Here is a 21,588-nt window from a genome sequence, read left to right as displayed (position 1 = left end):
TCCAACGCGTCTGTCAAAAGGCCCTTGTCGGAAGTCGCTCGTGCGCCGGAAACAGGTTTCGCCATCTCCTCGCCTGTGCCGTGGAAGCGCCTCCTCCCACCCATCCTCGGCTCATCACGAACTGGAGACGGTCAAGTGCGAATCATCTACATCGATGTCGACACCCTGCGTGCGGACCACACCGAGCCCTACGGCTACGCCCGCGCGATCACCCCGAACCTCAGCCGTCTCGCCGAACGCGGCGTGGTGTTCGACCGCTACTATTGCTCCGATTCGCCCTGCCTGCCCTCCCGAACCGCCCTCACCAGCAGCCGGTTCGGCATCGAGAACGGTGTGGTCGGCCACTTCGCCGAGGCGGCCCGGTTCCGGATGGACTGCGGCCATGGCCAGCCCGCCGACCGGCCGCTGCTCGGCAACCAGCTCCAGCGGCACGGGTACTACACCGCGGCTGTTTCCTGCTTCGCCGAACGCCACCTGGCCTACTTCTTCCTCGGCAATTTCCGCGAGTCGATCCGCGCCAGCGCCCGCACCGGCGACGAGCCCGCCCCGGACGTGCATGCAGCAGCAGCCGATTGGCTGCGCCGCCGCGGCCGTGGCGACGACTGGTTCCTGCACCTCACCTACTGGGAGCCGCACACCAACTACACCCAACCCGAGGCCTACACCGAGGCGGCTGCCGCCGCCGGACCGCCACCGGCCTGGCCGGACGAAGACACCATCGCCGCACACGCCGAGGTCTACGGACCACGCAGCGCCCTTGACCTGCACTATGCCGGCCGTCCCCAACGCTCACCCGTCCCGAGAACCATGCCGGATGCGATCCGCAACCGCGCCGACTTCGAGCACCTGATCAACGGCTTCGACGGCGGCATCCTCTATTGGGACCACTACCTCGGCCTGTTGATGGAGGAACTGGACACACTCGGCATCCTGGACGAGACAGCCATCATCGTCAGCGCCGACCACGGCGAGTCCTTCGGAGAGAACGGCTCCTACGCCGAACACGGACTGGCGAACGAACCCACCCACCGCGTCCCACTGATCGTCGCATGGCCGGGGCTCACCGACGACCTGCCTGCCGAACGCCGCCGCTGCGACGCCCTCCTCTACCACCTGGACCTCGCGCCCACCTTGTGCGAACTTCTCGGAGCGGACATCCCGAGCGGCTGGCACGGACGCTCCTTCGCCGGCGCCGTGCGTGGCGAACAAGTCGAGGGCCACCCCTACCTCGTACTCGGCCACGGCGCCCACACATACCAGCGGGCGGTGCGCACACGCGATCACCTCTACATCCGTACCCTCCACCCCGGCAGCTTCCGGGCCGAGTGGGAGCAGCTCTTCCATGTCCCACAGGACCCGCACCTCACACGCGACCTGCTGACCGAACAGCCGGACACGGCAGATGAACTGAGGGACCACCTGCGCGAGTGGTGGCACCGCCATACAGGGAGCGCGGGTGCCGCCACCGACCCGATGCTGAGCACCCTGCATCCAGGACCGACCTTCTACAACCCGCCACACGAGTACCTCGCCCACCTCAGAGACACGGGCCGCGGCCACCACGCCAAAGACCTGGAGCAGCGGCTCGCAGCAGTCGGCTCCGTCCCCTGGATTCCCTGACGCGGTTGTGCGCGCTGACGGCTGCCAAGACATGACGCGCCGCGCCGGTCCCCGGGCCACCCCGGGCCTCGGACGGCTCATGACGATCAAGGATCCAGGGCGCCAATGGCGGCACAGCCGCGATCCGCCGTACTGCGGAGCACCACCGTGTCAGCAGCGTCGGCAGGCTCCCGGGTCCGGTCAGAAACTTCGCCTTTGGCCGGAACGGTGACGGTCTGCTCGTCCAGAGAGGCGAAGATCCCCTTCTCCGGCGGGGACCTCTGGTCAGATTGTCGTACCGACGCGTTACAGTGTGCGCCGCGGTTGAGACGGCTGACCACCGTACTCCTCGGGCAGGGCCCGCCGCAGCACCCTCTTGACGCACCGTCAGGGGTGTACGGGGGTCGGCCGCCCGGCTGTTGCGGCGCGTCTCCCCGTTCGGAGACCAAGAAAACAGCCAGGAGACCCATGAGAAAGAGAGCGCGGAGAGCGAGCATTCTCGCCGCCGCCACCGCCGTCGCGGCCACAGGCGTGTTCATGGCCGCACCGAACGCCAGCGCGGGCACGTCCGAGATCGCGAACCCCGGCTTCGAGAGCGGCAACGCGTCCTGGAACGAGAAAGTGACCCCCTTCGCAGGGCACCCCATCAACAACTCCTCCGCGTGGCCGGCCCACTCGGGCACCGGCAAGGCGGAGCTGGGCGGCCAGGGCCTGACCGGCGTGAGCCGCATCTCGCAGCAGGTCACGATCCCGGCGTACCGGGTTCCGGTGCTGTCGTTCTGGGTACGCAGCGACGTGGTTCACGCCGGGTCGGGCAGCTTCGGCTTCCGCCAGCTGATCGTGGAGGCCACGGCGGAGGACGGCACGCCCCATGAGCTGCATGACCGCATGAACAAGGCCGGGACCAGCGGTTCTTACGAGAAGGTGACGGTCACGCTGCCCGACGCCTTCTACAGCTCGTCTCCCCAGAAGGTGAACATCAGCTTCATGGCGATCGAGGACGCGGCGAACCGGATGCCGTTCCTGATCGACGACGTCAGCATGGAGTACCGCTTCAAGGCGATCGACCGTCCGGTGGTTATTCCGGGAGGGATCTTCCGGCCTGTCGGGAGCTGATCCCGCGCCGGACAGGCCGGCGCGGGATGCGTACCACGACGATGTCCGCGTAGGGTGCCGCCGTCCGTCGCCCCTCGGCCGGCATCCGCAGCTCCCGCCCTCTGACGACAGGGTTCACCGTCGGCGGCCTGAGGCTGGACGTCGACTGCAGGGAGTTGCTCACTCTGAGCCTTGACTTCGTTCGCGGCCGCCGTTCGCATCGAGCGGGCTGCGGCTGTGCGGCGCCTCGGGCCATCCGGCTTCCCGCCTGCGGAACGTCCGGAGTGCCTCGCCCGATACGCCGTCGAGTAGCTCGGCAGTGCGGTGGCCGGGTCGGCGGCGGGAGCGCCTGCCGGAAAGACGGGGTGGATCATCGCCGGCCGGTTTCTCTCTCTCGCTGCCAGTGCCGACCTGGGCTGCCGGTGGCGGAGGTCGCCGCGGCGTATGCGCAGTGGCGGGTGCGCTGTTCGGCCTTCCCCGCGCCCCGGCCACAGCGTGGCCGGGCCGACCGGGCACAACCGTTTGGCTACGTCGCGGCGATCGTGCAAGTGGAGGCGTAGGCCACCGGTAGGCTCCCCATCACCGCGGCCGCGCGGTACCAACCCCGCCCACACTCGCTGCGACCGGTTCCGGCTCAGCCGCCTCAGAGGGACGAGGCGGACTCGCGCGGCACGAAGTCAATGAGCTTGTGGTCCTTCCCGGGATGGAGGTCGATCTTGACCCGGAGTCCGGCGACGCGCGCCAGGATCAGGCCGACGCCCGCCGCGGCCGCCGCGGCGACCAGGCCGCCGACGAGGAAGCCGGTCCGGGCGCCGTAGACGTCCGTGATCCAGCCGACGAGCGGCCCGCCGAGGGGGGTGCCGCCGAAGACCATCATGAACAGGCTCATGACGCGGCCGCGCATGGCGGGGTCGGTGGCGAGCTGGACGCCGGCGTTGGCGGTGGTGTTGAAGGTCAGGCCGGCGATCCCGATGGGCAGCATGAGCACCAGGAAGAGCCAGTAGGTGGGCGATAGCGCCGCCGCGGCTTCCAGCAGGCCGTAGCCGAGCGCGGCGCCGACCAGCAACCGCAGCCGCGTGCTGCCCCGCCGTGCGGCGAGCAGGGCGCCGATCACCGAGCCGACCGCGAGCAGTGTGTTGAACAGGCCGTACATGCCCGCGTCACCGTGGAAGACGTCATTGGTGAAGGCGGTGAGCCAGATCGGGAAGTTGTAGCCGAACGTGCCGATGAAGCCGACCAGCACGATGGGCCAGATCAGCTGCGGCCGCCCGGCGACATAGCGCAGCCCCTCGCGCAGCTGGCCCTTGCCGCGGGGCACGGAGGGCACGGCATACAGCTCGGACCGGCGCATCAGCAGCAGGCCGGTCAACGGGGCGAGGAAGGACAGGCCGTTGACGAGGAAGGCCCAGCCGCTGCCGGCGGCGGTGATCAGCGCCCCGGCCACGGCGGGGCCGATCAGCCGGGCGCTCTGGAAGTTGGCGGAATTGAGGGAGACGGCGTTGCGGACGTCGGAGGGGCCGACCATCTCGACGACGAAGGCCTGCCGGGTGGGGTTGTCGACGACGGTTACCATGCCGAGGCCGAAGGCGATGGCGTACACGTGCCCGACCTGGACGGCGCCGCTGAGCGTGAGGACGGCGAGGGCGAGGGCGAGCAGGCCCATCACGGCCTGGGTGACGAGCAGGATCCTGCGCTTGGGGTAGCGGTCGGCGATGACGCCGCCGTAGAGCCCGAAGAGCAGCATGGGAAGGAACTGCAGGGCGGTGGTGATGCCCACGGCGAAGGAGGAGCCGGTGAGGCTCAGCACCAGCCAGTCCTGGGCGATGCGCGACATCCATGTGCCGGTGTCGGAGAACAGGCTGCCGGTGGCGAACAGCCGGTAGTTGCGGTTGCGCAGCGAGCGGAACATTCCGCCGCGGTCGGACGCGCCGGCCGGCTCGCTGGCGCCCACGGCGGTGTCCGCGTCCTTCGGGGTCGACGGGTCGGCCGGCACGGCGGTCTGATCAGGGGTGGTCGGTTCGGGTGCGGCATCTGATGCGGCGGCCGAACTCAATGGGGTCTCGCCTCTTCTCTCATATGATCCTTGCGTCGGCGTGAGCGAGTTTCTCCAGGACGGGCGCCGCCCTTCCGCACGTACCCTCACGCTCCTCCTGGTCGAGTCCTCGATGAGCTGGGCCAGTTGAGGAAACGCAACCGGTCAGGCGGACACATTCCATCCGCGGACTCGCCTATCCGGGTGAGTGCCTCCCGATAGGCGAGTCCGCGGCGGACCGCCGGACACCGATCCCAAGGCTTCACCCGCGTATGCGCGGTCCGCTCACGTGGGTGCGTCTGTAGGCCCGTCCGGAGCAGTGCTTGCTTGGACTTCGAACCGTTCCGGCGAGATCGACAGCCACGTGGGGCAGACCCCCTCGCGGGTCAAGCCTTCCGGGCCCGAGGCCGTTGTGCATCACGGAAACTCCGTGAGATTGACGGGGATGGGACGCCACCCGTAGCGCGGCAAGCCAGCCTCCATGAGCTGCCGTACCCGCGGAATGGACGGATTCGGCGCCGGCAGACGGCCTGGTGGACCAGCTGCCGCTCAACTCTTCGTCCAGCAGGTCCGCCGCCGGCTCAACCGGCGGACCTCACATCCCTCACCTGCGGAAATGGCTATGGGAAAAGCGCACCGACGTCCGGATCGCCCGCAAGGACATCGACTCAAGCGAACGTCTCGGCCGCCGCAGGTGGGTCATCGAACGCACCATCTCCTGGCTGAACAGCTACCGTCGGCCAACCACCGCTACGCACGCCACCCCGGCAACTACCTGGCCTTCCTCGGGCTCGCCGCCGCCATCTGCTGCTGGAAACGCTTCCGCAGCCTCACCGCGCAGGACCTGGTCCTACTGCTCGAGGCCGGGCTCTGCGTCCGGGGCGGGGCAGATGCGTCGGCCGTGGTGGTCAAAGACGTACAGATGGTTCATGTCGATCAGGAGAGGCACAAGGGCGCCGTGATGGGCGCGGAAATCCTGGCTGGTGCGAACGATCAGATCGCCCGCGGAGATGCTCACGGTGTCAGGGGCATACGACGGTGCCGGTCCTGATGCAGGCTGCACCATTGGTGCGGTTGGTGTCAGCGGCGCGCTGAGCCGATCGGTGCCCTGTCTGAACCGGGTGAGGACGCGACTACCACGAACCGCCCGATGGTGGGATCCGCCTGCCGGCCGTGGTGATTCCAGGTCCGGTATCAGGGCGGGCCGGGAACCGGTGTTGAGGTGCACCAGCCCCTCGTGCCCCTGGTACTCCACGTGCTCGACGATGCCGCTGGCGGGTACCTCACCGGGCAGCGCGTCGTCCGGGTGACCGATCCGGACGGCTTCGGCACGCAGCCCCACGATGACGGGCCGGCCCTGCTGGATGCGTAGCAACTGGTGGTCATGGCTGAGCGGATCGGGGAGAGTCAGCCGCTGCCGGCCGAGCATGATGGACATCCGCCCGGCGAGCGGCGCATACACGACTCCCTCCAACAGATTGATGCGAGGGGTGCCGATGAACGCGGCGACAAACACGTTCGCGGGCCGGGCATAGGCCATGCGCGGTGTGTCGACCTGCTGCAGGACGCCGTCGCGCATGACGGCGACCCGCTGGCCGAGGGACATCGCTTCGGCTTGGTCGTGGGTGACGTAGACCGTCGTGACACCGAGCTCTCGGGTCATATGGGCAATCTCTGCCCGCAGCTTGCTCCGCAGCTTGGCGTCGAGATTCGACAGCGGCTCGTCCATCAGAAAGGCCGAAGGCCGGCGGGCCATGGCGCGGCCCATGGCCACTCGCTGCCGCTCACCTCCGGAGAGTTGGCCGGGGTAGCGGTCGAGAAGCTCATGCACACCCAGCATCCGGGCGGTGGCCTCGACCCGCGGGCCGGCGGCCTCACCGAGTCCCCGCACCTTCAGTGGAAAGCCGATGTTGCCCCGGATGGTCATGTGGGGGTAGAGCGCGTAGCTCTGAAAGACCATCGCAAGATCGCGTTCGGCGGGCATGAGATGGTTCGCCGGCTCGCCGTCGAGCAGAAGCTCTCCCTCGGTGATCTCTTCGAGCCCCGCGATCATCCGCAGCACGGTGGACTTGCCACATCCCGAGGGACCCAGCAGCACAATGAATTCACCGGGGTCGATCTGCAGCGAGAAGTCGCGGACGGCCCACATCGTTTGTCGGTATGTCTTGCCAACGCCGAGCAGCGAGATAGCGCGTGTCATGCGTGTGACCTGCAATTCCGAGACAGAAAGGCGGCTGTGTTGCACAAGAGGCTTGATGACTGGAAACTATCCGAGATGCGGGCCACGGCGGAAGTCCCTGTGCGTGTCCGACGGCTGGCCGCACAGCCTGGGTCCGGGGTGCAGAGCTTGTGCTCCCACTGAACCTCTTCCTTCCTGAAATGTGCAGGCCAATAGGGGTGATCTGCTTGGACACCACGGCTGATACGGCGGGCAGGCCAACGCGTTTCGGCACACGATCCGCCATGGCTTCAAGCTGTCCGTGCTTTGCTGACGTCGATCAGGGACCGCAGTTGAGGGCCGGGCAGGGGTCGTCTGCGCGGTGAGGCGCTGTTGGCGCGCAGCTCGCCGTACTGTCGCGGTTCGTTCTTTCTGATCGGGTCGGGGGTGTTGAGCTGGGCTGATCAGTTGGCTGGTTGGGTCCGGCGGTGTGCTGTGTGCTGGCGGATCGGCTGACGTTGCTTGCGGGCTGGAGCTGGACAGGTCTGTGAGCTGCGGTGTTCTCGCTTTGGGGCGTCGGTGTGGCTGTTGGTCAGTTGGGACTGCTGCATGATCGGGTGACAGCGTGACCTGCCCCACCTCTCAGGTTCCAGTTCTGCTGGCTAACTGACGGCCTTCACGAAAGGCTGCCGGACATGCCCCGCGCCTACCCCGCTGAGTTCCGCGCCCGCGCCATCGCGTTGGTGCGGGCAGGAAAAGAACAGAAGCAGACCGCCGTTGATCTCGGCATCCATCCGGTCACGTTGTCGAAGTGGTTGCGCCAGGACGACATCGACAACGGCCGGCGCCCTGGCAGGGTCTCGGAGGAGTCCGCAGAGCTGCGTGCAGCGCGGCGACGAATCCGCGAGCTGGAAACCGAGCTCGAGATCGTCCGCAAGGCCGCCAAGTTCCTCGGCGAGGACAAGCCGGCCCCAAAAGGCTCTACCCGGTGATCGACCGTCTCGTCGATGCCGGGGCACCGGTCGACCGATGCTGCCGGATCCTCGGGGTCGCCCGGCAGAACTACTACAAACACAAGCGCACCCCGACCACACCGCGGCAGCTGCGACGGGAGTGGCTGACCGGGCTGATCCGGGAGGTCCACGTCGCCTCACGCGGCACCTACGGCTACCGCCGCGTCCACGCCGAGCTCACCCTGGGCATGGGCATCCAGGTGTGCTCGAGAACCGTGTCGGTGCTGATGACACAGGCCGGGATCTACGGACTGCCCGGACCGGTGCGGATCAAGCGCCTGCGGGGTGTCGTCACCGCCGATGACCTGGTCAACCGCAAGTTCCATCGGCTGCGTCCCAACGAGCTGTGGGTCACCGACATCACGCAACACCGCACCAGAGAAGGGTGGGTGTACTGCGCGGCGGTCCTGGACGCGTTCAGCCGCAAGATCGTGGGCTGGTCGATCGACTCCAGACAGGACTCCACCCTCGTGGTCAACGCGTTAGACATGGCCCTCCGCAACCGGCGCCCCGAACCAGGCGGGATAGTGCACGCCGATCACGGCACCCAGTTCACCTCCTGGGTCTTCGGGGAAAGGATCCGCTCCGCCGGGCTCCTGCCATCGTTCGGCACCGTCGGAGACGGCCTGGACAACGCGATGATGGAGTCGTTCTGGTCCTCGATGCAGATCGAGCTGTTGAACCGCAAACGCTGGAAGACCCGGGTCGAGTTGGCGAACGCGATCTTCGAGTACATCGAGGTCTTCCACAACCGACAGCGGCGCCACTCAGCACTGGGCTACCGCACCCCGATCGAGTACGAACTACTCTCCCAACAAGACACCATCCCCGCCGCCAGTTAGCCACCGCAGCTGGAACCCAAACAGTGGGGCAGGCCAAGATCACCCGATCGTGCAGCAGACCCGAGTTCGCACCTTGACTGTCTCGGTTGCCGGCGGTGCCCGTGGGTGGTGCCCCCGTCCGGGTGCCGTCGTCGGGGCGTGGAACGGCCGCCCTCGAGGGGCATCTGGTCCGGGCAGGGGCGGGTGGTGCGTCCTTCTGTGTCCGGCCGGGTGGGGCGGGTGGTGGGGGTGGGATGTCAGGGTGTGGGGGAGAGGGTGGCGCGCATGGCGTTCATCAGGGTTTTGCGGGCGGCTCGGAATGCTCGTCGTGCTGCTGTGCAGGTGTCGTCTTCGCGTGTGGCTCCGCTGGCGACGGCGTCGCGGTAGTTGACCAGGGCTTGGGTTGCTGAGACCACTAACTCCGCCACGGCGAGGGGTGCTGATAGCTCCAGTTGGTACTGCTTGGCGAAGACCTCGTGGTCGCGCATTGCCTGGCGGGCGGCCAGTGCCCGCTCGGTTAGTGGCTGTCCGACGTCGGCGCTCGCTCGGGATATCTCGTCACGGGCTGAGGCGATTGCCTCTAGGTACTTCGCGTAGAGCAGTCGCAGTGTCTCTTGTTCACGTGCTTGGCTCTCCCGCTTCCATCGCACGCGGTCGGCGAGCAGTGTCGCCCCCACGCCCACGATTGCGCCCAGACCTGTTCCCGCGAGCGTCATACACTCCATGCGGTTGGAGTGTAGGCATGCGTGTCCTTGTAGCTGCCGGGTTCTGCGGTCCTGATCGCCGAGGCCGGGCATGCAGTACGCTGACGCCCCGCCTGATGCCCCGACACCGGGGCGTGGCCCGACCGGCTGCGGCCCGGCCCCTGTGGCGGGTAAGTGGCACCCGCCGTGCGGAGAAGGCCCACTCGAATGCGAGGTAGACCCGTGACCTACAGCCTTTCCCCGATGCCCTCCGATGCGCAGCGCGCGGCCGATCTGCTGTTGGGCCTCTTCGGTGCGTCGGCGATGGGTGTCACATCCTGGTCGTGTCGGTCGCCGGCTGCGCGCGGTCGGTTTGTGCATCCTTCCGTTCAACAACCTGGGGATGCCGCCAAGTTGATCCGGACACGGCGCGTTGGATGTCGTCACGTTGCGGTTGACCTCCCTACAGGGCGCCGTACTCCGGCTGGGTGGGAGGCTGTCGCAGGGCGTGGCCTCGACACCGTGGCCGGTCAGCGTCCGGGAGGGCCTGCCCTCTGCACCCCTCGTTTCCCCGGTCGTGGAGTGGGTGTCCGACAGCTGAAATTGTGTGTGTGGTTGGTGTTGCTCCTGCTAGACAGCCTTGATGGACAAGATCAAGATTCGTGCCGTGAGTATTGCCGAGGTCTCGGCCCTGTTGGCCTTCTGGGCCCGGTCTGCTGAGGGCGCCAGCATCACTGATGATGCGGACGGGGTCACCCGTCTCCTCGTCCGTGACCCGGAGGCTCTGCTGGTCGCCGAACGCGACGGAGCGATCGTCGGCACGGTCATCGCCGGCTACGACGGCTGGCGCTGCCACCTGTACCGGTTGGCCGTCGACCCGGACCATCGCCGCCAGGGCATCGCCGCCGCACTGCTCGCGGCCGCCCACGAACGCTTCGTGACACTCGGCGGCCGCCGGGCCGATGCGATGGTCCTGGACCACAACGAGCTCGGTCAGCATGCCTGGCACGCCGCCGGTTACCAGGCCGAGAAGCAGTGGAGCCGCTGGGTCAGGCCGCTTATCTGACGGAGTGGTCCACGTCTGCAGTGTTCAGCCGGAACCATCTATGCCTAGAGCGTTAGCGTCGCTCGCGTAGTGCGGCGTGGACGGTCTTTGTGTCGGGGGCCTGGGGTTCGTCGCTGAGGTGGACGGTTTGGTCGATGAGCCATTTTCCGTTGGCGTCGGGCACGAGTCGCATGGCGGTGTGCCAGCGGAGGCCCCGTGCTGGGTCGGCTTCGACGGACAGCAGGAGGCCCATGCCTGCTGGGTGCTTTCCGTGGGCGTCGACTGCGAATGGTTCACCCGTGCTCAGCTCGGCATCGGAGAAGTCGTGGGTGCTGGGGGTGGCGGTCATCTCCACGCACTCGGCAACGGTGCCCTGCCGTAGGAGTTCGGTCCGGGCCTCGCAGGCGGTTTTCCATTGCCTCTTGAGGACGGCCTGCTGAAACTTCCGGGCGGTCTCGGCGACTTTTGCCTTCGTTTGTGCGTCGTCAGCGCCACTGTCTTTGCTGCAGCCGGTCAGGGGCACGGTCACGGCGATGATGGCCACGCCGACGGCGCGCGCGATCCGGATGTTCATGGCTGCCCCCTGGTATTCGGCACTCATTCGGTGCCGCCCGAAGGGATGAGAGCACACCGTTCCTTCCTGCCTGATCTCGGTTTTCCTTGCGGTGATGGGTGGTTCGCAGTAGACGCGTGTGGCTCGTGTGCGACTCCATGTCGCGAAGCATGTCACCCCCGGCCGCGGTGTCCCCGTCCGCTGAGCCTGGGCGAGGACTCCAGTCCGTTCCCGGCACGGATGTCGGTGCCCGCTGGAAGACTGCCCGGCATGGACCTGACCCAGGAACCCCGACAGATCGCGCAGACGGCCAGCGACGTAATCCGCCGGCTCAGCCATGTGTCGTACGACCGCAACGCGTTCTCGAACCCGCAGGACATCGCCGCCACGGCGGAGGGCTTGAGCGCGGTCCTGCTCCGCACTCGGCAGTCAGTCGAGCAACTGGCACGTGCTCTTAAAGAAGATGGATGAAGCTGGGGGGATCCGCGTGGACGCCTCGGTCCAGCCGGATACGTCCGTGTCGTCCACGCTGCGGGCGTTCGTGAATGTCCAGGAAGGTCTCGAGGCGGCCCAGGCGGCGATGCGGACCGCGGTGAATCACATGGCGTACATGGGTGGGCGCTACACCGAGGCGGAGTTCACCGAAGAGCCGTAGGCCCGGCTGTTACAGCCGTCGCCGGGCTCCGGCCGGTCCCGGGTAGTCCGGGTCGTCCTGCGCGGCTGGCAAATCCCGATGCCCCTCCGACCATGCGTTCACCCACTGGCACCCCGCGCACTGATGTTCCGCCGATCGGCCTAACTTTTCTTTCCTGGTCTCGGGTTGCCGTCTGTTGGAGTGCGTTTTGTGCCGTTTTCGAGTGGGATGGGGGTGGTGCTGCCTGCCATCGGGTCGGCGGGCCGGAGGGAAGGAGCGAGTTGTGACGACTCAGGGGACAAGGCTGCCTGCTGGTGTGGTTGTGATCGAGGGCAGCGAGTGCCCTCCGGCGACTTTGGGGCTGTGGAAGCATTACGGGCGCAAGGGCCCCGCCTATGGGATCGGCGCAGGGTACACGGTGGCCCTCAGCGAGCTGCCTGCGGACGGAGGCAGCATGACGAAGAACGTGTCCTCGTGGGTCAACCAGACCCAGAGCGACGCAAAGCTGATCAGCAGCAAGGGCACCCGCATCCTCGAGGCCGGCAAGTCCCTGGAGGAACCCGCCGAGCACAATGACACCGTCGAACGGGTCGAATGGGTTCAAAGCTGACGCGGTCGCGTAAATCGCGGGACCGCGAAACACCCTCGGGCGTGAATTGGCCTGGGGGTGTTTCGTGTTTACGGCTGGATTCCCGACCGACACCCAGGCCCACGCCCGCATCCGCTACGGCCATGCCAACGGATGGGTCCAGCGCCGCGTAGCCACATTCGCCGGGCGCTCGCCCTCCACCGTCCATAAGCACATGAAGGCGCTTGTGAGTGGGCGGTGGGGTGGCAGCGGGTGGGCGTCAGCGGGCTCGTGATGTGGGTGTCCTGGTAGTGGGTCCAGGACGGGGTTGCGGTCGATGTCATGGGGTGACCAAGCGGCTGTTGTGGGGCGGCTAGCAGGTTGGTTGCTGGCTGTCATGGCTTTCGCTGTTCCTACGTGAGGGGCTGGCGGGGTCGGGTGGGCTGGCCTGTATGACGGTTCAGGGGGGTTCGGCGGGTGAGGCCGAGGCGGGATCGGCTGCTGTTGTGCCGGCCGGGGGTGCGCCGTTGGCGCGGGGTGTGGTGGTACAGCGGCTTCTTGCGGTGGATGGGGAGGGGACGCTGTCGCGGCTGCATGTGGGGATCGCGGCGGAGCTGGCGGGCGTGTCGGAGCGGACGGTGTGGCGGTGGCTGGCCGATGGGCGCCGGGGCCATGTCGAGGCGCGGCCGCGGCAGGACGGGTTTTCGCTGAGCGACGCCTTGTGGGAGGTCCTCGCGGAGGCGGGCGGGAACGTCGCGGAGTTGCGGCGCAGGATGCTCCGGGCTCGGGAGGAGGGGGCGTTGGAGGGGTGGGGTGCGGAGTGTGTGCCCTCGCTGCCGACGTTGCACCGGGTGATCAAGCGGGATCTGGGGGCGGGCCGGGTTCTTGAAGTGGCCTGTCCGGCTGGGGCCCGGGTAGGGCTGGAGCCGAGCCGGTATGACCGGGCACTGGCGGATTTGGGGCTCGTGGACGGGGCGGGTGGTCCGCTTGTTGTCGACGGGCCGCCCGCCGACGTGCCGGTGTCAGAGGGCGCCGCGGATGCGGGGGTGCGGGGCCGCGGTGTGCGGTTGTACGTGCCGGGGGCCCGGCTGGTGTCGACCCGGCAGGTGGCCGCTGTGGCGGAGGCTGTGGGGCATACGGTCGCGGCCCGCGGGATGTGCTGTGTGTACGGGGACACGGGCCTGGGGAAGACGGTCGCCGTCGAGCAGGCGTTGCATCTTCTCCCCGGCCGGGTGCCGGTGTGGCGGGCGGTGGCCGGCGTGGGGCCCGGTCTGCCGCAGCTGCGGGCCTCGGTGTGTGAAGCGCTCGGGCTGCCGTCGGGGGCGCTGCCGCACCGGGCCGGACCGGCCAGCCAGGCTCTGACGCGGGCTCTGGCCGAGCCGGGTGTGCTGTTCATCGATGACGCCCAGCGGCTGACGCCGCCATCGTGTGGATGGGTGGGTTGTTTTGCTGGCGGGGTGTCGTTTTCTTCGGTGGGTCGTTGAGTTCGTCGGTGGTGGCATGGGTGCTCAGGTGCTGCCTTAACCGGCGATCTTCGGGGTGTTGCGGGTGAGGGTGGGGGAGCGGGGCGGGCTGCGCCTCGTCGGAGGCGGTTTGGCCGATCCGGACCTTGGGGCGGATCCGTGGGTGTTCCAGGCCGGTTGCGCTGAGGCGTTCGCCAGGTCGTGGGTGGTGCGCGGGTTCGCTGCGACGACGGTCCGCGGGTACACGTCTCTCCTGTCCCGTGTGCTGGGGCGTTTCGACTGCCCGGTCTGGGCGGTGGAGGCCGAGGACGTGGATGAGATGCTCCACGCTCTGGTGGTGGCTGGTCTGGCGGCGGGGACGCGCCGGCAGTACCTGCAGATGCTCCGTGACTTCCACGCTTTCGTCGCGGAGCGGTACGCGGTACAGGTCCGTGCCCTGTTCGGGGTATCGGCCGGTGGGGGCGGGCTGGATCGGTTCAATCGTGTGCGGCATGCCGGTGACGACGCCGCGGTGGGACTGCCTCCCGGCAGGGAGCGCCTGGATGTGTTCTTCGCCTTCGCCCGGTCTCGGGTAGCGGTCGCTTGCGACTACCGAGCCGCGGCACGGGATTACGCCATGCTGCGCACGCCGTATCTGTCGGGAGTGCGGGTGGGCGAGCTGGTGCGTCTGGATCAGGCGGATGTGCAACCGGGGTTCGGGCCGTCGGGGAAGCTGCATGTGAGGTTCGGGAAGGCGGCGAACACGTCGGGGCCGCGCCCGCGGTGGGCGCCGATGCTGGAGGGCCTGGACCGGATTCTGGCCTGGTACCTGGCCGATGTGCGTCCGCTGTTCCCCACCACCCCGGCGCTCTTCTGCGACGAGGATGGCCGGCCCATGAAGACGGGGACGGTCCGCGATCGCCTGGCCCGTCTTCTCGATCTCGAGGGCGCGCCCCGGGGTGAGCGGTTCACGCCGCACGCGCTGCGCCGGGCGTGCGCGACGCACCAGTACGAGCGGGGCATGGACTTGATCGCCGTCCAGCAGCTCCTCGGGCACCGGCATATCGCCTCGACGATGGCGTATGTGAAGCCGTCGCAGCGGTTCGTCGAGGATTCCTGGCGGCGTGCCACTGATTCGGCTGTCCATGTGCTGGCCGGCTGAGCGTGGAGAGGCGGGCGGCGTGACCTCGACAGAACCCGAGCTCCCGGTCCTGGTGACAGGCGTTCAGTGGCGGCTGCGGATGGCGGCCGCGGAGCGCGGTGTGTGGACGGGAACCCAGCTGCGGCGGCTGCTGGCCGAGAAGGCGGGACTGGACCTGTCCGCGGCATCGGTGTCGGCTCTGTTCACCAAGCAGCCGTCCCAGGTGAAGCTGTCCACCCTGGCTGCCCTGTGTACGGCCCTGGACTGTGCTCCTGGGGATCTCTTCGTGCTGGATCCCCCAGCACCGCCGCCGGCCTCGGTGTCCGTTCAGGCGAGGCCGGCGGACGGGAATTCGTCACCTGCCCCGCTGAGGGGCGCCGGGAGGCGGTCACTGCCTCCCTTGTGACCGTTGCTGGTGGCTGTCCGCCCACCCCTCTACCTGGCAGGTTCAAGATCAATGTCAGTGTTCGCCCCTGTCAGCGCGCAGGGCCGCTGTCCTGGCTGCACGAAGCTGCGCCGGCTGCGCGCGGGCTCGGGCCTGTGTGCCTGGTGCCTTCGGACGTGTCCTGGGTGCGGGAGCGGCAGACGCTCGGCTGAGAAGATGTGTGCGGCGTGCCGACGCAAAGCCGCGGGCACACACGGGCGCGGCCCGTGCCAGCGCTGCGGGCGCCGCCGCAATCTCGATGCGGCGACGCAGCAGTGCCGTCCGTGCTCCGATCCAGCGACAGCAGAGCCGCCTGCTCCCTGTACAGGATGCGGTGTGCAGTCGCAGTGGGCGCGGGGCATGTGCAAGCGCTGCTACGAGTACTCGCCTCACACGGTGCGGACCCGCGCGGCCGGCTGGGCCCGCCGGATGCCCCGCACACCGGCATGGTGGGAAGCGTTCGCCGCGCATCTGGCGATGCACCGTAACGTCTTCTATGGCGCGGACGCTCTTGCTCACACGGCCCGCCTCGTCATCGACACAGACTCCACCTGCCCGCCCAGCCTGCTGGCCGAAGCACGCCGCACCCGCCCCTGGCTCTACCAACTGATGGCGGACTTCTTCCACGCCCACCACCTCATCGACGCCCCCGTCGATGTCCCAAGCAGGCGGGCTGCGTCCCGCCGTGAGCGCCGGATCGAAGCCGTCCCGACCCCGCTGCGCCCCGCCGTACGCGCTTTCGCCGAGACGCTGGTGGCCCGGCGGGAGAACGCAGAGCGCCTTGGCCTGCGCCCGAACCGGTTCAAGACCATCGAGATCCGCCTCGACGCCGTTCGGGACCTCGCGCTCCACGCCACAGACCGAGGCCACCGGACGTGGGCGTCCCTGACCACCGGCGACCTGGAGGCGTTCCTCGCCCAAAACCCCGCCCGCAGAGCCTCCTGGCTCACGGGCCTGCACCAGTTCTTCGCCCATGCTCACCGCACCCGGGCCGTTCTGCACAACCCGGCCGCCTCCCTCGACGCCCCGCAGCAGCGCGGCTTCAGGGGCGCCACCCTCACCCTGGACGAGCAGCGCATCCTCTACCGCCGCTGGAACGGGCCTGATGAGATGCACCCGCAAGAGGCGTTCATCGGCCTGGCCGCACTCCTCCACGCCGCCACAACCACCGAACTGCGCCTCCTCACCCTCGATGACCTCACCCCTGCCCGCCAGGCGGTGCGCTTCCCAGGACGCTCCATCGACCTTGCACTTGATACGTCCACGTGGAACGCACTGACGCGCTGCCTCAGCCATCGGGCCTCGCTGGGCACGGACAACCCGCATGTTCTGGTGACACGTCGGACCAGAACCACGAGAGCACCGGCAGGAGCGGCACACATCCGTGACAGCCTTGCCCCGGTCGGCCTGCTGCCGCGCATCCTGCGCTCCACACGGCTGCTCACCCTCGCTGACCAGCTCGACATCAAACAGCTCACCGCAGCACTCGGGATGTCCTATGCCGGAGCTGCCCACTACGTGTAGCAAGACGCGCCCGCCCGTGCGGGTACTGCGCCTTCTGCAGTGGCTGGGATCCCGAGTCGGGCTCCCGGCTGCCGAAGCCGCAGGTACCGTTCACTCTTCGGGGCTTGCCGGCCTGACCGTAGGGGCCCCGCGTCAAAGCGCGGGGGCGCTACCCTCGGTTCCGGACGCTCAACGATCGGCCGACACCGAGTCCGACCGCAAGAGCCAAAGCGATTTCGACACTGGTGAACCACCAGATCAAAGCGACGGCCAGAATCAAGGCGCCGAACTCGAAGAGCTCCCCCCGCCGAACTTCTGAAGCAGGAACAACCCGCTCCCAACGCCCCTTGTCCATGCGCGACAGCTGAGCCGCGGCGCACACGGCGCACAGCGCTACGGGGAAGAAAGAGTTGAGGCCCTCGTACGTGATGGCACGAGCAGCGATAGGGGCAGTTCCGTCGCAAGCGCCTCGGGTAACCGCAGGGTGCGCGATGAGGCACGGACACTCGCAGTCTCCGACCGAGGTATCCGGCCACACCTCAACCCGTGACGGTGCCCACCGCGTCTGCCGCTCCCCGCCTGGACCGACATAGCCATCAAGGTCGCGCATCCCGCCCCTCCTGCGGCCTGAGCGGCACTGTAACCCGCAGCCCACCGACCCCGAACCTCTCACCCCGTACGCCGGTCACCGTGCACCGCTACGAGCCAGCGTGCTCGTCAATCCAGCTTTGCGGGATGAGGGCTTCGCCGTTGCGCCAGTTGTAGCGGACGCAGTCCTGGTACCACTGGTCGGGCAGATTGGCATGGTCGCTAACGATGAGCTGAAAGTTGTGGGCGAGGTCGTCGGTGAAGCGGTACATCAGCTCGAACATGCCGCGGACGGTGTTGCGGTCGGCGTCGGAGCGGATGAGATCAGGATTGCCGCTGTCTTTGGCGACTTCGGAGGGGTAGAACGGCTGGGTCACCTGGTCCAGCAAAAGCATGCGAGGCACAGGCCGATGATGGAGAGTGAAGTAGCGGTGGAGAGCCAGGTGGGCGACGAGGTGGTAACCGACCCAGTTCTCGCCGCTGCCAATGCGTAGGAGCGGGGTGATCCCGTCGTCGGTATCGGCGAGGACGGTCAGTTTGCGTACGTCGAGGCGGACGTTGCGCTCGCTGTGCTCGAGCTTGAGTTCCTGGGCGTAGGCGGTCATGTCGGTGTTGATGTAGTTCAGGGCGTGATCGAGCCGGTCCTGCATGGCGTCGGTGTCGAGTTCGGCCTCGAGATCGTCGACCGTGGCCTGGGCGAACGCCACGGATGCCCGCAACTGCAGCAGGCTGCCTTCGTAGGCTTCTCCGGTGTCCGGGAGCTGGCTGAGGTGTGCGTCGATCCGGCCGCGCAGGAAGGCCTGCTCCTCGGCCTGGGCGCGGAAGCGGGCCCTGCCGGCTTCAAGTTCGGCCAGTGAGTTGAGAGCTCCCTCGACGCCGCGGAGCTCTTCGCGGACGGTGTCGGCCTGGTCGGCGAGTTCCCGCAGGGTCTGCTCGCGCCGAGGACGCACCGTGCGGACCGAGGTGAGTTGCCCGCGGAGATCATTGAGGGTCCGCTGCATGTCTTCGACCGTGGGGTCGGGCTGCGGCAGATGCGACCCGCACAGCGGGCACGCAGCGTTTTCGCCTTCTGCCCCGGGTCCGATGTCGACGGGGAGCAGGTCGACGGCGTGCAGGCGGGAGATGCCGCGCTGTACCACGTGGATGTAGCTGTCTTCTTCGGCTTCCTGCCGTATGAGGAACTGCCGCTGCTCGCTGATCTCGCCCAGCCGAGAACGAAGGTGCGCACGGCGCTCTTGCAGGGGCGCGACGCGTTCCGAGTGGGCCGGCTCCTCGCGTGCAGACGGTGACGGGAAGCGGACTGCTTCACGCAGGGCGTCGAGCAGTGCTTCACGGCTGTCGAACTCTTCTCCGGGCGGTATGAGTCCTGCCGTGCGGGCTTGGGCCAGCAGCAGGTGCAGGTGGGCATCGATGTCGCCGTCGGCGGTCTCGGCCATCTTCAGATCCTGCCGTCTGCGTCGCACAAGGCGCCGGGCGGCCGTCAGCTCGTGCTGCTTTTGCGCCTGGTCATCGCCGACCGCGCCCAGGAAGTACGGCAGAGTGGAGGTCAGCCGTGCCCCTCCGTCGCGTTCGCTTTGGCGGTGGAACAGGATGCTGCGTGTGGTGATCTCGTCCTGGTTCTGCAGACACAGCGGCACCGCGTGCCCGAGGTGAACTGCGAAGGGCGCCTGCAGGCTCCCGGGCTGGAGCTGGCTGCGGGCGTCACCCAGGCCGATTCTCCGCCCGAGCTGCTGTCGCAGTTCCTCGGAGTCGCAGTTATTCACCAACCTCTCGTAGGGCAGTGGCTGCAAGGCGGAGCCGAATTCGAGCATTGCCGTGGAGATGGACTTCTTGCCCTTGGCGGGAAGCCGGCGTGCGATGAACGCCCTGCTGTCGGGCAACTGCAGCAGCACGGCCACCCAATCGACGGTCCTGGTGATCGGGCCGACCGAGACGGGGGCATCGTCACGCCCCAGGCAGAAGTCGACGATGTCCAGGACGATGCTCTTCCCGGTCCGTGAGCTGCCTGTGATGATGTTGAGCTCGCCGAGCCGGAACGTCAGCTCGCGAACCCTGCCGCTCTTGCTGTAAAGGATCATTGACCGAAGCTGCACGGTGATCAGACTCTCACGCCCAGTAGCGCCAGGAGGGTGGAAGGCTGATCTACGGTCGCAGCCCATTTGCCCACTAGGCCAGCGGCCCTCAACAGCTCCCTCAGCTCTCCCTCCGCGCGGCGCGTGGAGAAGGGCACGGTGTGGACAGCCCCGCTCTCCACCCGGATCAGGCCATGGCGCAGAGCGAACCGTAGCCCTTCGCGGAGCACGGGCAGCGTGGAGTCGACCCGAGCGCCGAAGCCGGCGAGCAGCGCGGGATTGCGGCCCACCCACGACGGCAGGTGCGTCCTGATATTGGGCGGCAGTGCTTCGCGCGTGGAGCGATGCAGCACCAGCACGGGAAGGACCATCGCCAGCGGCCAAACCATCGCTCGCCCCCGCTTGAGCTCGTACTCCTGGGCCATCACGGCCTGCACTGCACCTACCAGGGCAGGGTTCAAGAACGCGGCGAAAGTCTGCGGCTGCTGCGCGCGGCTAGGCATGTACGGCGCCGACGGTCAGGTCCTGGACCCGCTGCAGGAACTCGGGGTGCCACCCCACACGTGCTTCATCCGCCAAGCAATGGTGCTGGCCGCGGTGGAAGAAGACCTGGTCGTACTTGTCCCGGATCCTGACCTTGACGCTGTCCAGCACCTGCCAGAGCAGTTCTTCTCCCGCGTCCTGCCGGTCTTGCGCGCTTGCGGCTGCCGGCAGCCTTCGAACCATGCGGGCAAAGAGCCGCTCCCATTCGTCGACCAAGTCGTCCTGGTAGCGCACCAGTTCATCCAAACCGATCAGGTCGTTGTCAGCCCAGGACGCTGCTTGGTTGTAGGCCCGGTAGTAGTCCATCATCGCTTTCTCAAGCTCTGGCCGGCCCAAGTTGACCCATCGCAGCTGATGGACGAAGCACCGCTCGCTGTAATCCACTCCCTCTCGCTGGGCGGCCTGCCAGTCACCGCGCTCCACCAGAGTGGGGAGCCGGTCAGCGGCGTAGTCATCCCGAATCTGCTCCACCCGCCGATGCACCGCCGCCACGGAAACGCTCGTCCGCCGCTTCTGCAGCATCTCCACGACCTGGTCGTACCACCACGCCCACAACTGCTCCATGAACGCCGTCTGCGGGCCGTCGCCGGACGGAAGCGTAAACAGCAGCCGCTTGCGTACCGCCCCATCGAGGTCGTCGATGCCGAGCGTGCCGTCGATGACACGCATGCGCTCCACGAACGTCGCACGCTCACCGGCCGACAGTCTGAGAAAGCGTGCCCGAGCCTCGGCAGTTTCCTTCGATTTCGACTCTGCCGCGGCCGCCTCAAGCCGCTGCAGAGCCAGATGAGGCTTTCGGCTCGCACTGCGCAGCGCAGCCGCTGCCGAACCGTCGCGCGCCTGTTGGGTGGTGACCAGGGTCAGCCAAGGCCCCTGCGCATCACCGGGGGCGTGAGTATCCATCCATGACCGGATCGTGCGCCATAGATCGTCATCCCGATCGCCCAGAGTGCGGGTTGAGCGCTGGTGAAGCTTGGTCTGCAGCAGATCGACAGGACGATCGGCCACCTCCCACGCCACGTCGTCGTGCAGTTCGAGGCTGATTGCTCCGTCAGGCCGTTCGTACGACCCGCGCAACAACTCCAGCAGCGCCCACTTCGCCTGGTACAGGTAGCCCAGGGCGGAGGCCGACGCATCGTGAGACACCTGAGAGGCCATGATCCAGTCTCCCTGCGTGCTACGCCCTGCGTCCAGCAGCGTGCACGCAGTCGACGTCCAGAAACGTGCACGCAAGCTCGCGGTGTCCGTGAGGCGCCGCCGCCCAGAGCCGGCCGCGCTGCCTCTGCTGCTGCGGTCAGGGTTTCATTACCTCGCCGCCGGCTCTATGCCCAGTCGACGCCGATCTCCGCAAGGGCGGCGAGTTGCTCTTGGTCGAGTTTGTCTCGCCGGCTTTTGGTGTTGCTGTACCAGATGCCGAGCTTGGTCTCGGTCCCGTCGGGTAGGACCTCCACTGCCTTGCGGGGTACGGGCCGCTGGCCTTCCCGTTCGACCCACTGGGTGAGGGCTGTGAGTCCGCGTTGGAAGGCCTGTTGTGCCTTGCTTGAGCCCTTCGTCGTACGCTCGGTCGTCGGGGCGGGAGACGGCGCCTCTAGCGGCTTGATACCCAGTGCTGTCAGCCGCCGCTGCTGCTCTTCGGAGAGTTCGGTCCAGCTGCGGCGTTGCTGTTGGATCCAT

Annotated in this window: 18 protein-coding genes and 2 pseudogenes; 12 read left to right on the top strand and 8 right to left on the bottom strand. The window is 67.8% G+C overall.

Annotated features, from left to right (window positions below; translation table 11 throughout):
* The first annotated feature begins 135 nt into the window (after positions 1-135).
* Both ACTWOL_RS00100 and ACTWOL_RS00095 read left to right on the top strand, forming a co-directional pair.
* Positions 136-1,620, top strand: coding sequence for a sulfatase family protein (locus ACTWOL_RS00100; RefSeq protein ID WP_474292925.1), 1,485 nt, complete (start codon positions 136-138; stop codon positions 1,618-1,620).
* 447 nt (positions 1,621-2,067) lie between these two features.
* Positions 2,068-2,715, top strand: a complete 648-nt coding sequence (locus tag ACTWOL_RS00095) for a hypothetical protein (protein WP_474292923.1) — start codon at positions 2,068-2,070, stop codon at positions 2,713-2,715.
* A gap of 622 nt (positions 2,716-3,337) precedes the next feature.
* Here the strand turns inward: ACTWOL_RS00095 and ACTWOL_RS00090 are convergent.
* A complete protein-coding gene (locus ACTWOL_RS00090; RefSeq protein ID WP_474292921.1) occupies positions 3,338-4,687 on the bottom strand; it encodes an MFS transporter in 1,350 nt (449 codons plus the stop codon).
* A gap of 683 nt (positions 4,688-5,370) precedes the next feature.
* On the opposite strand from ACTWOL_RS00090, the pseudogene ACTWOL_RS00085 reads away from it, so the two are divergent.
* A pseudogene (locus ACTWOL_RS00085) lies at positions 5,371-5,531 on the top strand (transposase); the annotation flags it as partial.
* A 45-nt stretch (positions 5,532-5,576) separates the two neighbouring features.
* Here ACTWOL_RS00085 and ACTWOL_RS00080 read toward each other — a convergent pair.
* Positions 5,577-6,971, bottom strand: coding sequence for an ABC transporter ATP-binding protein (locus tag ACTWOL_RS00080; protein WP_474292919.1), 1,395 nt, complete (start codon positions 6,969-6,971; stop codon positions 5,577-5,579).
* Positions 6,972-7,579: 608 nt separating this feature from the next.
* Here ACTWOL_RS00080 and ACTWOL_RS00075 point away from each other — a divergent pair.
* Positions 7,580-8,739 (top strand): annotated as a pseudogene (locus ACTWOL_RS00075) (IS3 family transposase).
* 236 nt (positions 8,740-8,975) lie between these two features.
* On the opposite strand, the gene ACTWOL_RS00070 reads toward ACTWOL_RS00075, so the two are convergent.
* Positions 8,976-9,443, bottom strand: coding sequence for a hypothetical protein (locus ACTWOL_RS00070; protein WP_474292917.1), 468 nt, complete (start codon positions 9,441-9,443; stop codon positions 8,976-8,978).
* Positions 9,444-10,044: 601 nt separating this feature from the next.
* On the opposite strand from ACTWOL_RS00070, the gene ACTWOL_RS00065 reads away from it, so the two are divergent.
* On the top strand, positions 10,045-10,467 hold the full coding sequence (locus ACTWOL_RS00065) for a GNAT family N-acetyltransferase (protein ID WP_474292915.1): 423 nt from the start codon (positions 10,045-10,047) through the stop codon (positions 10,465-10,467).
* Between the two features lie 52 nt (positions 10,468-10,519).
* On the opposite strand, the gene ACTWOL_RS00060 is transcribed toward ACTWOL_RS00065, so the two are convergent.
* Positions 10,520-11,020, bottom strand: a complete 501-nt coding sequence (locus ACTWOL_RS00060) for a hypothetical protein (protein ID WP_474292913.1) — start codon at positions 11,018-11,020, stop codon at positions 10,520-10,522.
* Between the two features lie 249 nt (positions 11,021-11,269).
* Between ACTWOL_RS00060 and ACTWOL_RS00055 the strand changes: the two genes are divergently transcribed.
* The 7 genes from ACTWOL_RS00055 to ACTWOL_RS00025 all read left to right on the top strand — a co-directional run bounded on the left by ACTWOL_RS00055 (position 11,270) and on the right by ACTWOL_RS00025 (position 16,732).
* A complete protein-coding gene (locus ACTWOL_RS00055) occupies positions 11,270-11,470 on the top strand; it encodes a hypothetical protein (RefSeq protein ID WP_474292911.1) in 201 nt (66 codons plus the stop codon).
* Complete coding sequence (locus ACTWOL_RS00050) at positions 11,463-11,654, top strand: hypothetical protein (protein ID WP_474292910.1); 192 nt, start codon at positions 11,463-11,465, stop codon at positions 11,652-11,654. Before ACTWOL_RS00055 ends, ACTWOL_RS00050 begins: the two co-directional genes overlap by 8 nt.
* Before the next feature lie 262 nt (positions 11,655-11,916).
* On the top strand, positions 11,917-12,243 hold the full coding sequence (locus tag ACTWOL_RS00045) for a peptidase inhibitor family I36 protein (protein WP_474292908.1): 327 nt from the start codon (positions 11,917-11,919) through the stop codon (positions 12,241-12,243).
* Between the two features lie 410 nt (positions 12,244-12,653).
* Positions 12,654-13,685 (top strand): AAA family ATPase, encoded by a 1,032-nt coding sequence (locus tag ACTWOL_RS00040; protein WP_474292906.1) that lies wholly within the window; start codon positions 12,654-12,656, stop codon positions 13,683-13,685.
* Between the two features lie 55 nt (positions 13,686-13,740).
* On the top strand, positions 13,741-14,805 hold the full coding sequence (locus ACTWOL_RS00035) for a tyrosine-type recombinase/integrase (protein ID WP_474292904.1): 1,065 nt from the start codon (positions 13,741-13,743) through the stop codon (positions 14,803-14,805).
* Positions 14,806-14,824: 19 nt separating this feature from the next.
* Positions 14,825-15,190 (top strand): helix-turn-helix domain-containing protein, encoded by a 366-nt coding sequence (locus ACTWOL_RS00030; RefSeq protein WP_474292902.1) that lies wholly within the window; start codon positions 14,825-14,827, stop codon positions 15,188-15,190.
* A 354-nt stretch (positions 15,191-15,544) separates the two neighbouring features.
* Complete coding sequence (locus ACTWOL_RS00025) at positions 15,545-16,732, top strand: hypothetical protein (protein ID WP_474292900.1); 1,188 nt, start codon at positions 15,545-15,547, stop codon at positions 16,730-16,732.
* A 677-nt stretch (positions 16,733-17,409) separates the two neighbouring features.
* Here the strand turns inward: ACTWOL_RS00025 and ACTWOL_RS00020 are convergent.
* From ACTWOL_RS00020 to ACTWOL_RS00005, 4 genes are all read right to left on the bottom strand, one after another.
* Positions 17,410-19,197 carry a DUF3732 domain-containing protein gene (locus tag ACTWOL_RS00020; RefSeq protein WP_474292898.1) on the bottom strand — a complete coding sequence of 596 codons (1,788 nt, stop codon included), beginning with the start codon at positions 19,195-19,197 and terminating at the stop codon, positions 17,410-17,412.
* A 200-nt stretch (positions 19,198-19,397) separates the two neighbouring features.
* On the bottom strand, positions 19,398-19,874 hold the full coding sequence (locus tag ACTWOL_RS00015; protein ID WP_474292896.1) for a three component ABC system middle component: 477 nt from the start codon (positions 19,872-19,874) through the stop codon (positions 19,398-19,400).
* Positions 19,867-21,072, bottom strand: coding sequence for an ABC-three component system protein (locus ACTWOL_RS00010; protein WP_474292895.1), 1,206 nt, complete (start codon positions 21,070-21,072; stop codon positions 19,867-19,869). The genes ACTWOL_RS00015 and ACTWOL_RS00010 overlap by 8 nt, the downstream gene beginning before the upstream one ends.
* A gap of 164 nt (positions 21,073-21,236) precedes the next feature.
* Positions 21,237-21,588, bottom strand: a 352-nt coding sequence (locus tag ACTWOL_RS00005) for a Helicase associated domain protein (RefSeq protein ID WP_474292893.1), incomplete at its 5' end; no start/stop codon positions are given.

The organism is Micromonospora sp. IBHARD003, from assembly GCF_056106285.1.
The sequence above is the reverse complement of the archived record's forward strand: the minus strand, read 5'-3'. Positions and strand labels throughout refer to the sequence as shown.

Coding starts and splice junctions, on each gene's coding strand:
- ACTWOL_RS00095 (WP_474292923.1), top strand. CDS start 2,068: ATGAGAAAGAGAGCGCGGAGAGCGAGCATTCTCGCCGCCGCCACCGCC.
- ACTWOL_RS00070 (WP_474292917.1), bottom strand. CDS start 9,443: ATGGAGTGTATGACGCTCGCGGGAACAGGTCTGGGCGCAATCGTGGGC.
- ACTWOL_RS00065 (WP_474292915.1), top strand. CDS start 10,045: ATGGACAAGATCAAGATTCGTGCCGTGAGTATTGCCGAGGTCTCGGCC.
- ACTWOL_RS00060 (WP_474292913.1), bottom strand. CDS start 11,020: ATGAACATCCGGATCGCGCGCGCCGTCGGCGTGGCCATCATCGCCGTG.
- ACTWOL_RS00055 (WP_474292911.1), top strand. CDS start 11,270: ATGGACCTGACCCAGGAACCCCGACAGATCGCGCAGACGGCCAGCGAC.
- ACTWOL_RS00050 (WP_474292910.1), top strand. CDS start 11,463: ATGGATGAAGCTGGGGGGATCCGCGTGGACGCCTCGGTCCAGCCGGAT.
- ACTWOL_RS00040 (WP_474292906.1), top strand. CDS start 12,654: ATGACGGTTCAGGGGGGTTCGGCGGGTGAGGCCGAGGCGGGATCGGCT.
- ACTWOL_RS00015 (WP_474292896.1), bottom strand. CDS start 19,874: ATGCCTAGCCGCGCGCAGCAGCCGCAGACTTTCGCCGCGTTCTTGAAC.
- ACTWOL_RS00010 (WP_474292895.1), bottom strand. CDS start 21,072: ATGGCCTCTCAGGTGTCTCACGATGCGTCGGCCTCCGCCCTGGGCTAC.